Raw genomic sequence first — 14645 nt, forward strand, 5'->3', positions numbered from 1 at the left:
GGAAGTTCGACTGGTCGCGAACCGGACATAAATAATAAACTGAATAACGCGATATAGAATTAGAGCGTCGTCGATTCCTTCGACTGCTCAGAGCGCGAGACGGTCTCGCTCGCGCGTCCCCCGTGTCACGCGCGCGAGAAGGAATAGTAGTCACCGATGAGCAAAACCGGTTAGTAGCGTACGACTCCGAGAAAGAACGGCAACTGTCGGCGCATCACACCCCGAGTGCAGGTCGAAGACGAGATGTGACAGAACGTCGCCGGCGCGGTCCCGCTCGACTCGCAACACCTGGAGGAAAAGCCGACCGTACTACATGAAGTCCGCGATGCCAGACTGCTCGTTCTCCACTTTTTCCGAGTCTCGCTTCGCTCGACTCGCAAAACCTGGAGGAAAAACCGACCGTACTACATGAAGTCCGCGATGCCAGACTGCTCGTTCTCCACTTTTTCCGAGTCTCGCTTCGCTCGACTCGCAAAACCTGGAGGAAAAACCGACCGTACTACATGAAGTCCGCGATGCCAGACTGTTTGTTTTTGTCGTTCTCGAAGACCGATTCGAGGCTCTTTTCGAGCACTTCGAGCCGCTGTTTCGTGTAGTCGCGGCAGTCGAACTCCTCCGCCACCTGAATCGCGGTGTCCATGTACTTGTTCACCGAGCCTTGGTGGACCGTCAGGTTCACCCGGCCGCCGCACTCCCGGCAGTCGCCCGAAAGCGGCATCCGCCGGTACTTCTCGCCGCAGTCGAGACACCGCGTCTCCTGCCGCGAGAAGGCGCGGAGGTTCCCGATGAGGTCCGGTAGGAAGTGATACTCGATGACGCGCTCGGCCACGTCGGTCTCGTCGACCGCCCGGAGCTTCCGCGCGAGGAACAGTTGGGCGTCCATCTTGTCCATCATCGACCCGAGGGTCTTGTACGCCGAGAGGTCCGGGCCGGCGGCGATGTCCGTCGTGTCGTGGGTGTGGTCGAACCCGGTGTACTCCCGGTCCGTCCCGAGGTACTCCTCGGCGATGGTGACCTCGTCTTCCCAGTCGTCGGGGTCTTCCATCCGCAGGGTCGCCTCGTAGAACTCGCGGGGGTACTGCCGCACGATGTCCATGTTGTGCGCCTCGTCGTCGATTTCCGAGGGGTCGATGCGCGAGGACATGACGAGCGGCGCGTCCATCTGCCCGCCGCGCTTATCGGGGAGATATTCTTTCGAGAAGTTGAGAAGACCGTCCATAAGGAGCATGACACAGTCTTCGTCCCCGTCGCACTGCGCGACGTGGAGGTCGTTGGCGACCAGCGAGTTGGTGTCTTCGACGGTCAGCGAGTAAGTGTGGTCGATGTCGCTTTCGAGGTATTCGACCGAGACGACTTCGTCGAGCCACGTGTCCCCACCGTCCGAGAAGAGACGCTGACTTCGGATGTCCGTGTCGTCGAGAGCGCTCGCCAGCGCCTCGCGCTTTCGAGGGAGGTGGAAACCGACCTCCTCGGCGAATCGAACCGCGTTCTCCGACGTGACTTTGAGGACCCACGAGTCGAACGTCGGGACCTCGTCTCCGTCGTAGAACTCCGCCACCGCACCCGTCTGTGGTGTTCGGCGCTCAGCGTAGGTCTTCGAGGCGATGCCGAAGCGTTTGAGCGCGGCAACGAGGTCGCGTTTGAGGTCGTCGCTCACGGTGTGTGCGCGAACCTCCACACGGTCCGAAGACGCGCTCCCGTCGCCGGAGAAGTACGCCGACAGGAAGGACCGAAGGACCGACTCGGGACCGGTGAGTACCGAGTCCGGGACGCGTTTGTCCTCGGCGCGCGACCCGCATCCGATGACGTCCGCGAACAGCGACTGCACGAGTCGGCTCGAAACCGTGACCTTCCACTCGTTTTCCTCGAACGCGTCGACGCCGAGGGCTTCGCTAACGGTATCGAGGATGCGTTCGCGGGCGAGTTCGTCCGGGATACAGATCGTCGTCTGGTAGAAGTTTCCGGGCGACGCTCTCGTGAATCCCTCTGCGGCGTAGTACCCCAGAACAGTTCCGAACGCCTCGTCGATATCGAGCACTCTCGAAACGGTCGCGGTATCGCGACGAACGCCGAGAGATATCTCACGCGGAAGCACGTCGACGACCGTTTCGGCGTCTCCGAGAATCTCCACGAACACCGATGCCGGAACGCTGTCACGAGAGACCCAGTTGTGAACCGTCGAATCGCTCCGTCCGAGCCGCTCGGCGACCGGTTTCAGGTAGCCGTTCGCGTCGGTATGCTCGTCGAAGAGCGACCGGATTCGGTCCGCGCCGAGCCCCCGAATCATCAGGTCATCGGCCGGTATCGACTCGCCGTTCAGGAACTCATCGAGCAAGTCGAACTGGGCCGGGTTCGCGTCGATATCGACGCGCTTGGGCGACGGAAGCGCGTCGCCTTCGTCGAGTTCGTGCGCGGGAATCCGCGTGAATCCGCCGTCGTCGGCTCGAATCACCGTGTGGTCCGGGGTGACCGTTAGTTCTCTCCCGCCGCGGGTCTCGATGCGGACGAGGTGGTCCTGTGCGACGTGCTTAGAGACGGCTTCGACCGGTTTAACGGTCTCCCGGCCGTCTCTGGTCAGAGACGGAACGTACACGTCCCCATCTAGTTCCTGAACGAGCGTCCCGAAGTCGTCGGTCTCCGGGTCGTCGAGTCGTTCCTCGACGAGCGTTCGAACCTCGTCGTATCGCCACCGGTCGGTCTCGTCTCGGTACCAGACCTTCGTCTCCGGGTGGAAGCAGTTCCGGCGTTTCGCGGCGTGAAAGTACGGATGCGCGTATCCGACAGCCGCTGTCGTGAATCCGACGACTCTGCCGACGACCGCGGCGGAGGTGTGGGGGGCCATCCCGAAGACGAGTTCGCCGATGAGGTCGTCGCGCTCTTCGATTTCGTAGAATCGGTCGAGGCCGTAGAACTGTTCGAGGAGGTCGTCGACGAAGTCGGCGGTCTGCATCATGTGTTGCGCCGCGCCGTTCGAGAGGACGATGTCCTGGACTTTGAGTTCGACCAGTTGGTCGTCGAACCGGAGGGGTTCGCCGTCGATGTCCGTCTCGTAGCCGAGCTCGCGGAAGTGGTCGGCGGTCACGTCGAGCTCCTCGGGGCGGACCGCGGTGACGGGCAGGTCGGTCATGTCGTAGCGGACGGTGCCGTCCTTGAACGACGACACGTCGTGTTTCGCCCGCAGGACGCCCTTCTCGATTGGTTCGGGCGTCTTGTTCGCAGAGGTAAGCCCCTTCACGCCCTTGAGAATCTGGAACGACGACTCGCGCTCGCCGACGCGTTCGAGGGCGTCGCGGTACTCGGAGTTCAGGTCGATGTCCCGCCATTCGGCGCTCTCGACGTCCCAGTCACAGCGCTCGCAGTAGACGCGGCCGGACTCGTCGGGTTCGAGGACGGTCCCGCAGTCGTCGCACTCGTAGTGGGGTTCGGTGTGACCGCCGCAGTCTGGACATTTCGACTTGAAGCCGAACGCGCCGCAGTCGGGGCACTTGCGCCGGCCGAGGCGAACCGAAATCTGGCCGCGCTTGCCGGACTCGCCGCGGTGTCTGGCGGCGTCGCCCACGTCCCGCTGGCTCCCGCCGGCCTCGCCGATGGGAAACAGCGTGTGGACCGCGGGGGAGAGGTCGCGGCGCTCGGACTTCTCCGGGCGGCCCATGCGGTTGCCGATACGGGTGGGTGCGCGCTCGCGGACGGTGAAGGGCGCGACCTCGTTGACGGCCTCGACGGCGTTGTCGCCGTCGTCCCACTCGCGGGCGCGCTCGGAGAGGTCGGCGAGTTCCCACGTCCGCTCGCGGTCGTCGGTGAGGCCGAGGCTCCGGGCGAGCGGTCGCCAGACGGGGACGCGAAGCGTCTCGTCGGTCTGTCGGTGGGCGACGAGCAGGTGTTCGAGCGCCTCTCGAATCTCGGGCGTGTTGTCGAGGACGAGCGTCCCCTCCAGTCCGCGCTCGGGTTCGTTGTCGTGTTCGAGCGCGCCGACCGTGCCGCCGTCGGCTTCGGCGGCGACGACCTCGCCGGCCGCGACGGCGTCGGCGAGCGCGTCGAACCGCTCGACTGAGACATCGTGCCAGAGGTAGGTGTAGGCGGGATGGAGCGGGGCGTCGAACTCCGTCGCCCACGAGAGGGCGTCCTCGACCGACGGCGCTTCGAGGTCGACGGCGGGGTCGTCGCGGAGCGCCTGCACGTTGGCCTCGGTCGCCTCGAAGTCCTGAATCCACCACTCGAAGACGTAGGAGGCGGGCGCGAGTGGGTGGTTGTTCTCGACGAACTCGCCGAAGTTGACGAGGTACTCGCCGAGGTCGAGAATCTTCTCGACGCCGTTCTGTAGCTCCTCGGCCTCCTCGGGGTCGTCGATGCGGCGCACGTCGCCGTTGGCGAGTCTGACCGTCGGCCCCTCGATGGAGTCGACGGGGACGACGCCGCCGGCCTTGCCGGGGCGTTCGGTCTTGATTTGGGTGCCGGTGGCGATGAAGTCGTCCACGATGTGCATCGTCGCGGGGTGGACGCCCGCGGTCGCGAAGCCGTGGTTGCGGGCGCGGCCGTAGCGCAGGCGGAAGCCGCCGGGCGCGGAGGGGTGGCCGAACACCGGGCGGCCCGCGATGAGGTCGCGGAGGAACTTGGTTGCGGGTTCGACGCGGGTCGGCCCGTCGGGTGCGTCGGGTTCCGCGTCACCGTCGTCGGCCGGGTCGGTGCCCGCCTCGTCGGCCTCGTCGCCGTCGTCTCCCGCCTCGTCGGCCGTCGCGGCTGTGCCGTCGTCCTTGCCGATGGTGCCGTCGATGAGGTCCTGGAGCCACGGCCAGTCGACCTCATCGAGCTGGCGGGTGTAGCGCTGAATCTTCGGGGCCTTGAGGGCGATACCCTCAGCCGCGACGAGACACATACCGCCGCGGGCGGAGTTGGTATCGACGCGTTCGAGGTCGCGGTAGCCCGAGACCTCCTCGTCGCCCGTGGCCTCGCCGTCGAGCATGATGGGCATGTTCTCGGCGATAAAACGCGACTCCTTGTCCTTCGGCGAGTACTGGAGGCCGGTCTCCTTGTCGTAGAGGTTAATCTCCTCGACGTAGCGCTCGACCTCGTCGGTTCGAGCCTTGTACTCGTCGATGTCGAGGAGCGAGCGGGCGTAGTCGGCGACGAGCACGGACAGCGCCTGTGCGGTGCCGCCCGCCGAGCGAATCGGGCCGGCGTAGTAGACGTTGACGAACTCCGTGCCGTCGTCGTTTTCGAGGATTTCGACGCGGTCGATGCCCTCGATGGGCGCGGCGACGACCCCCTCGGTGAGGAGGGCGACGGCGGTGCGGACCGCGCCCTCGACTTTGCCCTCGCGGGAGTCGTAGTCGCCGACGTTGCCGTCGACGAAGTCGGTCACGAGTTCGAGCGCCGCCTCCTCGCGGGACATCTGGCCTTCGAGCTCGCGGACGCGCTCTGCGACGCCGTCGATGCCGAGGATGTTCTCGACGCGGTCGGCCATGTCCTTGGCGACCGGAATCTCGACTTCGGTCTTCGGGTCGTACCCCGTCGCCTTCGCGGCCTCCGCGACGTCGAACGCCTCGTCGAGGCGGGCTTCGATGCGACGGAAGTACCGGGTTTCCTCCTCGCGCACGGTTACAGCCAGAGGTCGAGGTCGGTCACCGCGTCGTGGTCGCGTTCGAGCGGTTCCTCGAAGGCGCGGAGGTTCAGTTCGCCCGCGAAGACGGTCGCCGAGTCGAGGTGCCCCGCGAGCGCCTGTCCGCTCCGTCGGGAGAGAATCGCGTGCGTGTGTGCGAAGGGTTCGCCGTCGAGGAGCGCGACGTTGCCCACGCAGGCGGCGACTTCGAGCGGCTCGTCGAACGTCACGGACTGGTACTCCTGGTCCGTCTGGTCGTAGAACCAGAGTTCGGCGTCCTGGACGGCACCCATGGCGTTGAACCACGCGGACTCGATGCCCTTGCGCGCGCAGAACTCCTCGATCTCCTCGCGCCAGTCCGCGCCGTGTTCGAGACGGGCGAGGTACTCCTCGCTCACCGTCACCGCTCGAGCGTTCATGTAGCGTACCACGAGCGAGTCGGACTAAAATGTGAATGGTCTGGTCGCCGGGGAGGCGAACGGTGCCGGATCGATTATCGCCACTCGTCGAGCGCGAGCGCGTCGGCTACGTCAGAAGCGAGCCACGCGTCATCGCGGGAGATGTCCGCGATAATAAGACGCTGGCCCGTCTGAGAGCGATCCACCGAGGCCATGATCTCGGCGCCCGAGTCGTCGACGGAAGCCGTCGCATCCGGCGTCATGTATGATACATTGTGACAACCCTATATAAGTGGACCGAAACGACGGGGCGAGAAGCGCCCCGTTGACTGGTTCTGTCGCCTCGAAAGCGGTTTAAAATGTAAAACGAGTTTTGTAGGGAGTCTCGTGGCAGTTTTCGCCGCTTGGGTATGGAACTACGTCTTTCCACGCTACACTATATCAAACAAATCGAATACGGTAAGTTTATCCACGCGCCGCGAAAATTTCGTTCTGAATGCCAGACACTAACAAACTCTCGCGTCGCCGTTTTCTGAAGGCAACAGGCGGGGCCGCCACGGCCGCCGCCCTCGCCGGGTGTACCGGCGGTAACGGTGAAGAAACGACGACCGAATCCGGTGGCGAGGAGACCACCACCGAGACGACGACCGAAGAGGACACGGGCACGGAGCTGTCCGGTTCGGTGTTCAACCGTATCCTCGATGGGACCATCACGACGATGGACCCCGTCGCCGCGACTGACACGTCGTCGGGCATCCTCATCCAGCAGGTCTTCGACTGCTTGATGTCTTATCAGAACGCCCTGCCGACGGTCGAAAACGAGCTCGCCGCGGACTACACGGTCTCCGACGACTTCACGACCTACACGTTCCAGCTCGCTGACGCGACCTACCACAACGGCGAGACGGTCACCGCGTCCGACTTCATCTACGCGTGGGAGCGCCTCGCGGTCTCCTCGAACAGCCGCCGCGCCTACTTCATCCTCGACTCCGTCGGCGTGGAGCACGAGACGGACGACGAAGGAAACTACGTTCCCGGTTCGCTCGGCCTCGAGGTCGGCGAGAGCGAGACCGAACTCGTCGTCAACCTCTCCGAGCCGTTCCACGACACCCTCGAGATGTTCGCCTACACCTCCTTTGCCGCCCTCCCCGAGGGCGTCCTCGGCGACATCGAAGGCTACGACGGCGAAATGGAGTACACCGAGTTCGCGTCGAACAACCCCATCGGCGCGGGTCCGTTCGAGTTCGCGTTCTGGGAGCAGGGTACCGCCGCGGCCGTCTCCAAGTACGACGACTACTACGGACAGGTCGCGCAGGTCGACAACGTCCGCTGGCAGGTCATCGAGGACGACACGGCCCGCTACAACTACGCCATGAACGAGAACGCGGACTACTTCGGACTGCCCACCGCGCAGTACGACCCCGGACTCGTTCAGGTGGAGTCAACCGACGAGTACGGTCGTGAAGTCGGTAAGTACGGTCCCGTCCGCAACGGGAAGACGCTCAACTACGTCGGCGTCCCGACCCTGTCCATCTACTACGTCGGCTTCAACATGGAGAAGGTCCCGAAGCCGGTCCGCCAAGCCTTCGCCTACGTCCTGAACCAAGACCAGATAGTTTCGGAGGTGTTCAAGGGCCGCGGCTCCGCGGCGGAACTGTTCACGCCGCCGACTATCTTCCCCGGTGGCGCGCAGGCCGCAAGCGACCTCGTCAGCTCCGACTACCCGTACAGCGCGGGTGAGACGGACATCGAGGCCGCCCGCCAGGTCATGGAGGAAGCCGGCTACGGGCCGGACAACCAGTTCGAGGTCCAGTGGACCCAGTACAACTCCAACACGTGGGAGGAGATGGCGAGCATCCTCCGCGACCAGCTCGCGTCCGCCCACATCAACATGCAGATTCAGAAGGCCGACTTCTCGACGCTCCTCGAACGCGGCCGCAACGGTCAGCTCGAAGCGTACACCCTCGGCTGGATCGCCGACTGGCCGGCCCCGGACAACTTCCTGCAGCTGCTGAACCCGCCGCAGACGGACACGTCCGAGCAGGGCCCCATCTCGTACGTCAACTGGACGGCCGAGAACGGCGACGCCTACCAGCAGGCGACCGACGCCTACCAGCAGGTCGTCAACAACCCGGCGCCGACCGACGAGGCCCAGCAGGTCCGCGACGAGGCCTACGTCGACATCGAGACGGCCAACTGGGAAGACGTTGCGATGCTGCCGGTCTACAACCAGAAGGAGGAGACGTTCTGGTACGACACCGTCGAAATCGAGCCGTTCGGTGGTATGGGTCCGAGCCGCCAGAAGCTCAACAACGTGACCCTCAACCGATAACGCCGGGGAACACGGGAACGCACTCACACCCCGTCTAAATCGAACTCCCAGAAATTTTTGACAAGCGTATAGTTAGTCGCTACTATGTGGCATAATCTGGCGATATAGTTGCTGAAACTGCAATATTGGGGATTCAAAGCGCAAGACATAACCATACCACTCAGTAAACCCTTACAATAATGTCCGCTCGAACGGTCTGCGAGGTGATGCCATGAGTCGATGGCAGTACTTCCTCCGCAGGGTACTGATGTCGATTCCTGTCGTCATCTTCGGGACGACGATTACGTTTGCCCTCATCCGCCTGGGGCCGCTCGACCCCGTGTCGGCGATTCTGGGGACGCAATACAACCCGCAGGCGGCAGAACAGATTCGAACGAACCTCGGATTGAACCAGCCGCTTTGGAGTCAGTACCTCGACTTCATGTACGAGCTGTTCACCTTCCAACTCGGCCAGTCGTGGGTCATCGCGCCCGGGACGACCGCGTACGAACTCATCGAAATCTACGCGCCCCGGACGATTTGGCTCGGCTTCTGGTCGGTTGTCATCGCGCTGTTCGTCGGGATTCCGCTCGGCTTCTACGCCGGTCTGAACCCGAACACGCCCTCCGACTACGTCGCCTCCTTCGGCGGAATCGTCTGGCGCGCGATGCCGAACTTCTGGCTGGCAATCATGCTCGTCACGGCCCTCTCACAGCTCGGGACGTGGACGAACGGCCTGTTCACGTGGCAGACGTGGATCGTCAGGACGAACGTCGTGACGCCGCCGGCGCTCGGCTTCTTCCAGTCGCCGGTCGAGCAGTTCCTTGCCGACCCCGGCGGGTGGACCGAGTCGTTCATCCGGGCGACGAAGCAGATCGCTCCCGCGGCGCTCGTCCTCGGGTCGGCGTCGATGGGCAACGAGATGCGCATCGGCCGCACCGCCGTCCTCGAAACCATCAACTCGAACTACGTCGAGACCGCCCGCGCGAAGGGCGTCTCCGGGCGCTCGCTCGTCTGGAAGCACATCTTCCGGAACGCGCTCATCCCGCTCGTGCCCATCATCACGGGCGAGGCGTTCCTGCTTCTCGGCGGGTCGGTGTTCGTCGAGACGGTCTTCGCCATCAACGGCCTCGGGTGGCTGTTCTTCAACGCCGCCATCAACGGGGACCTGCCGCTCATCGGGACGCTGATGTTCATCTTCATCCTCATCCTGGTCGGCACGAACATCCTGCAGGACTTCCTGTACACGATTATCGACCCGCGCGTCGGGTACGACGGGTGAATCACAGTGAGCACGACAACCGAAACCGAGATTCCGCTCCGACAACGAGTCGCTGAGAACCCCCAGCCAGCGCTGATTTGGGCCGCCGTCGGTGCCGTCCTTATCGGCGTCGAGCTGGGCGCTATCCTCCAAGTCGTCGGCGCCGTCGCCGGCGTGGTCGTCAACCTCCTTCCCGGCGACCCCGGCGCGTCCGCCGTCCAGTCGCTTCAGGCGGCGTTCGACGCGATTCCGACGCTCATCTCCCGCGACGTGATTCCGAACCAGGGCTACTGGAACGGAACCGGCTACGAGAACACGTTCCTCGGGCTCTCGCCCGCGGTCGCGTGGGCCATCCGCGTCGCCTTCGTCTACGCGTACGCCTTCGCGGTGCTGGCGTGGGCGTGGAACGGCTACAACCGGTTCCGCCGCCACTACCGCCGCGTCGACTGGACGCCGCGGGACGACGTGGTCAACCGCTTCCGGGGCCACGCCTGGGGCAAGTTCGGGCTCATTATCGTCATCACGTTTGTGGTCATGGCGGTATTCGCGCCCGCGCTCGGCCCGACCACGATGGAGCGGAACATCCTCCAGCCGTACGACTACGAGGTCACCCACTGGAGCGAAGACACCCAGAGCACCGAGACAGTGCTCGTCGGCGAGGCCAACCTCGGCTCGGGGTCGCAGGGCGCGGGTGACGAGAACGTCGCCCCGCTGACGTACGACGACTACGGCAGGTTCCATCCGTTCGGCACGGCGACAAACGGGAAGGACTTGTTCACACAGGTGGTGTTCGGGGCGAGGATATCCCTGACCATCGCCACCGTCGCCATGGGTATCGCCGGCCTCATCGGGCTCGGCTTGGCCATGATAACGGCGTACTACAAGGGACTGGCGGACTTGGCGACGGTGTTGGTCTCCGACTCGATACAGGCGTTGCCGGTCATCATGGTCCTCATCTTGATGCTCGTCATCTTCCAGAACACCTGGGTCAGGGAGTTGTACGACGGCGCGGTGCTCATCATCCTCATCTTCAGTATCGTCTACTGGCCGTTCATCTGGCGGTCGATACGTGGCCCAGCGCTCCAGGTGTCCGAGGAGGACTGGATCGACGCCGCGAAGTCGTTCGGACAGACGCCGACGCAGGTCATGCGCAAGCACATGGCCCCCTACGTGTTCAGCTACATGCTCATCTACGCCTCGCTCAGTCTCGGTGGTATCATCATCAGCGTCGCCGGGCTCTCGTATCTCGGCCTCGGCATCACCGCGCCGACCCCCGAATGGGGCCGGCTCATCGCCAACGGCCAGCAGTACGTCGCCAGCCCCTCGTGGCACATCTCGCTGGTCCCCGGCCTCCTCATCACGCTGGTCGTGACCGGGCTGAACGCCTTCGGCGACGGCATCCGCGACGCCATCGACCCGCAGGCGGACACCGGTGACGAAGCCGCCGCCACGGGAGGTGGCGCATGAGCACCGAACAGGCGCGCTCCGCCCGCACCAAGGGCGAGCCCCTGCTCTCCGTCGAGAACCTCCGAACGTCGTTCTACACCGACAAGGAGGTCATCCGCGCGGTCGACGGCATCTCGTTCGACATCTTCCGCGGCGAGACCGTGGGCATCGTCGGCGAGTCCGGCTCCGGCAAGTCCGTCACGGCCCGCTCTATCATGCGACTGGTCGAGAACCCCGGCCGCATCGAGAACGGCCGCATCATGTACGACGGCGAGGACCTCCTCGACAAGTCGCCGAAGCAGATGCGCTCCATCCGCGGCGGCAGTATCGCCATGGTGTTCCAGGACCCGCTGACGAGCCTGAACCCCGTTTACACCGTCGGCAACCAAATCAAGGAGGCGCTTCGCCTCCACCGCGGGCTGAGCGGGTCGAAAGCGACGAAAGAGGCAATCGAACTGCTCGAAGCGGTCGGGATTCCTGACGCCCACCGTCGCGTCCGCGAGTACCCCCACCAGTTCTCCGGCGGGATGCGCCAGCGCGCCGTCATCGCGATGGCGCTCGCGTGCGACCCCGAACTGCTCATCTGCGACGAGCCGACCACCGCGCTCGACGTGACCATCCAGGCGCAGATTCTGGAGCTCCTCGAAGAGCTTCAAGAAGAGCGCGACCTCGGCATCATGTTCATCACCCACGACATGGGCGTCATCGCCGAAATCGCCGACCGCGTCAACGTGATGTACGCGGGCGAAATCATCGAGAGCGCACCCGTCGTCGAACTGTTCGAATCGCCGAAACACCCCTACACGCAGGGGCTTCTCAACTCCATCCCCGGACAGGGACTCGACGAGAACGAGCGCCTCGCGACCATCGAAGGCGACGTGCCGACGCCGAACGAGGACCCGACCTACTGCCGGTTCGCCCCCCGGTGTCCGAAGGCGTTCGCCGAGTGCGACACGGTCCACCCGGAGCCCGTCGAGGTCGGCGACGACGCGGGTCAGCACCACGTGTCGTGTCTGCTGTACCCCGAAGACCTCCCCACGGAGGAGGCGGTCGCCGTCCACCGAGAGGGCGGACAGCGCGGAGGTGACACGCGATGAGTACGACATCCACGGAAGAAGAGCGAACCACGACGGCGCGCGGAGAGACCATTCTCGAGGTCAACGACCTCAAGACCTACTACGAGGACGGCGGCCTCCTCGGGAGCAACCCCGTGAAGGCGGTCGACGGCGTCTCGTTCGACATCCAACGCGGCGAGACGCTCGGGCTCGTCGGCGAGTCGGGCTGTGGGAAGTCCACGCTCGGCCGCACGCTGATGCGCCTCGAAGAGGCCACCGCGGGCGAGGTCAAACTCAACGGCACGGACATCACCACGCTGTCCGGCTCCGACCTCAAGCAGTTCCGCAAGGACGTACAGATGGTGTTCCAGGACCCCGATTCGAGCCTCAACGAGCGGATGACCGTCGGCGAAATCGTCCGCGAGCCGCTCGACGTCCACGACTGGAAGACGCCGTCGGAGCGCCGCGAGCGCGTCCGCGAACTGCTCGAAACCGTCGGACTGCAGGAACAGCACTACTACCGCTACCCCCACCAGTTCTCCGGCGGCCAGCGCCAGCGCATCGGCATCGCCCGCGCGCTCGCGCTCGAACCGGAGTTCATCATCCTCGACGAGCCGGTGTCGGCGCTCGACGTGTCCGTGCAGGCGAAGATTCTCAACCTGCTCGAAGACCTGCAAAGCGAGTTCGGACTGACGTACCTGTTTATCGCCCACGACCTCGCGGTCGTCCGCCACATCTGCGACCGCGTCGCCGTGATGTACCTCGGCAACATGATGGAAATCGGCCCGGCCGACGAGCTGTTCGACGAGCCGGCGAATCCGTACACCCACGCGCTGTTGTCGTCGATTCCGGAGCCGGACCCGACGGTCGAGCGCGACCGCATCACCCTTCGCGGGACGCCGCCGAGCCCGCGGGACCCGCCGGCGGGCTGTCCGTTCTCGACCCGCTGTCCGGTGAAGATTCGTCCGGCGGCGTACAGGGACATAGACCCCGACGTCTGGGAGCGCATCGAAATCTTCCGCGAGGTGCTTCGGGAGCGCTCGCGCGCGGACCCCTCGCTGAGCGATCGCGTCCGGAAACTACTCGGCCGGGAGAGCCACCGCGCCGGGATGGACGAAATCATCCCCGAACTGTTCGGCGACCTCGACGTGCCGTCGGACGTGATGACCCACGTCCGCGAGGCCGCCGACTACGCCGAAAACGACGACGAGGACGCCGCGCGGACCTACCTCCGCGAGGAGTTCGGAAGCGTCTGTGACCACGAGCGGCCCGAACAGCTCGCGGTCGGCGACCGGGGGCGGCTGAGCCTCTGTCACCGCCACGACGCCGAGTACGAGGAGCCGGCGACCGTCTTCGAGACGCTCGTCCGATAGCCATGGAGTTCGACCCACGCCGCGTCGGCGTCAAGACCATCGACGCCGTGGTCTACGCCGTCTCGCTCACCGGCGTGGTGTTCGTCGTGAGCGCCCTCGTGAGCACGCTCGCCGGCAACGGACTGCCCGGCGCGAAGTGGCTCATGTTCTTTCTCGGGTTCGCTATGTTCGGCTACTCGTCGCTGAAGGTTCGCCCGAAGGCGGCGTGGAAACGCGGGGACGGAAACGGCGGCAACAGCGGCACCGGCGGCACCGACGGCGGCCTGTTCTCGGGGAGCGACGAACCCGTCGGCGTCGAGAAGCTCGTCGGGGACGCCCTCGACGCGGTACTGCCGCCGCGACTGCGACCGGCGACCAGCGACGAGCGGCCGTCGAGCGGGGTGAAACTGCTTCTCGCGTCGGTCTGTATCCTCGCGGCCTCCTACGCGATGGAGGTCGTCTTCGAGATCAACTACTGACCGGTCGGGGCCGCCCGCGACCTTCGATGCCTTTTACCATATACGTCGTCCAGAACGGGTATGGCCGAACTCGGAGACGACGAGACGCCCGAGGTCGAACGCATCGCCGGTGAGGCGGACCGTCGCCGCGAGGCGTGGGGCGCGACGCTCGACGACATGGCCGCGATGGCCGACGACTTCGAGGACGAGGGGTGGACGACAGTCCGCATCGCCGCGGGCGATAGCGGCCCGTTCGGTCCCTCCAGCGGGAAGGGCGACGAGGGTGCGTTCGGCCTCGCGTACGTCATCCCCGGCGACAAGGCCGACACGGTCGCCGAGCTGTTCGAGGCGACCTCGTTCCCCGAGTACGAGGTGTACCGCGCGGAGAACGACGGCCGCGTCTACATCGTGACGGCGCTGTTCTCGCCGGAGACCGAGACCGCGGTCTTCATCGCGGGCGCGTGGGACCTCCGGGAGGCGCTGGAGTGTGCGACCGTCGCCGTCGAGGAGGGACGGATGTACAGCTACCTGCAGAAGCTCGACGGCACCGTCGTTGGCGTCGTCGAACACGACGACCCAGAGAAGTTCTTCCCCAACCTCGACGCGATTCGGCGGGACGCGCCGAACGGCGACGACGACGCGACCGACGCCGGGTCGAACGACGGGAACTGAACCGAGAGCCGGTCTACTTTTGCGCCGCGCGCGCATCGCCTGTCCTCCGGCCCCCGCGAGCCGCGGTGGACGCCTGTCAGCGAGGCGAAAGCGTTC

General features: G+C 65.0%; 10 protein-coding genes. 7 read left to right on the forward strand and 3 right to left on the reverse strand.

Translation table 11 applies throughout. The features are described 5' to 3' along the window. Nucleotides 1-499: 499 nt before the first annotated feature. The 3 genes from ACFQI8_RS13100 to ACFQI8_RS13110 form a co-directional block, all read right to left on the reverse strand. Nucleotides 500-5593 (reverse strand): DNA polymerase II large subunit, encoded by a 5094-nt coding sequence (locus ACFQI8_RS13100; protein ID WP_390245456.1) that lies wholly within the window; start codon nucleotides 5591-5593, stop codon nucleotides 500-502. Nucleotides 5594-5595: 2 nt separating this feature from the next. Then, on the reverse strand, nucleotides 5596-6015 hold the full coding sequence (locus ACFQI8_RS13105) for a PPC domain-containing DNA-binding protein (protein WP_004968803.1): 420 nt from the start codon (nucleotides 6013-6015) through the stop codon (nucleotides 5596-5598). A 74-nt stretch (nucleotides 6016-6089) separates the two neighbouring features. Further along, a complete protein-coding gene (locus tag ACFQI8_RS13110; protein ID WP_390245458.1) occupies nucleotides 6090-6257 on the reverse strand; it encodes a DUF7556 family protein in 168 nt (55 codons plus the stop codon). A gap of 233 nt (nucleotides 6258-6490) precedes the next feature. Between ACFQI8_RS13110 and ACFQI8_RS13115 the strand changes: the two genes are divergently transcribed. The 7 genes from ACFQI8_RS13115 (at nucleotide 6491) to ACFQI8_RS13145 (ending at nucleotide 14549) form a co-directional block, all read left to right on the forward strand. Next, nucleotides 6491-8326, forward strand: a complete 1836-nt coding sequence (locus ACFQI8_RS13115; RefSeq protein WP_390245460.1) for an ABC transporter substrate-binding protein — start codon at nucleotides 6491-6493, stop codon at nucleotides 8324-8326. 211 nt (nucleotides 8327-8537) lie between these two features. Then, nucleotides 8538-9587, forward strand: a complete 1050-nt coding sequence (locus tag ACFQI8_RS13120; protein WP_390245462.1) for an ABC transporter permease — start codon at nucleotides 8538-8540, stop codon at nucleotides 9585-9587. Between the two features lie 6 nt (nucleotides 9588-9593). Beyond that, nucleotides 9594-11033, forward strand: a complete 1440-nt coding sequence (locus ACFQI8_RS13125; RefSeq protein ID WP_390245464.1) for an ABC transporter permease — start codon at nucleotides 9594-9596, stop codon at nucleotides 11031-11033. After that, nucleotides 11030-12109, forward strand: coding sequence for an ABC transporter ATP-binding protein (locus tag ACFQI8_RS13130; protein WP_390245466.1), 1080 nt, complete (start codon nucleotides 11030-11032; stop codon nucleotides 12107-12109). The genes ACFQI8_RS13125 and ACFQI8_RS13130 overlap by 4 nt, the downstream gene beginning before the upstream one ends. Then, nucleotides 12106-13440 (forward strand): ABC transporter ATP-binding protein, encoded by a 1335-nt coding sequence (locus ACFQI8_RS13135; protein ID WP_390245468.1) that lies wholly within the window; start codon nucleotides 12106-12108, stop codon nucleotides 13438-13440. The genes ACFQI8_RS13130 and ACFQI8_RS13135 overlap by 4 nt, the downstream gene beginning before the upstream one ends. 2 nt (nucleotides 13441-13442) lie before the next feature. Next, on the forward strand, nucleotides 13443-13898 hold the full coding sequence (locus ACFQI8_RS13140; RefSeq protein WP_390245471.1) for a DUF7555 family protein: 456 nt from the start codon (nucleotides 13443-13445) through the stop codon (nucleotides 13896-13898). A 60-nt stretch (nucleotides 13899-13958) separates the two neighbouring features. Continuing rightward, nucleotides 13959-14549 (forward strand): DUF7529 family protein, encoded by a 591-nt coding sequence (locus ACFQI8_RS13145; RefSeq protein ID WP_390245473.1) that lies wholly within the window; start codon nucleotides 13959-13961, stop codon nucleotides 14547-14549. Nucleotides 14550-14645: the final 96 nt, after the last annotated feature.

This window comes from Haloferax chudinovii (assembly GCF_042663345.1).
GTDB classification, from domain to species: domain Archaea; phylum Halobacteriota; class Halobacteria; order Halobacteriales; family Haloferacaceae; genus Haloferax; species Haloferax chudinovii.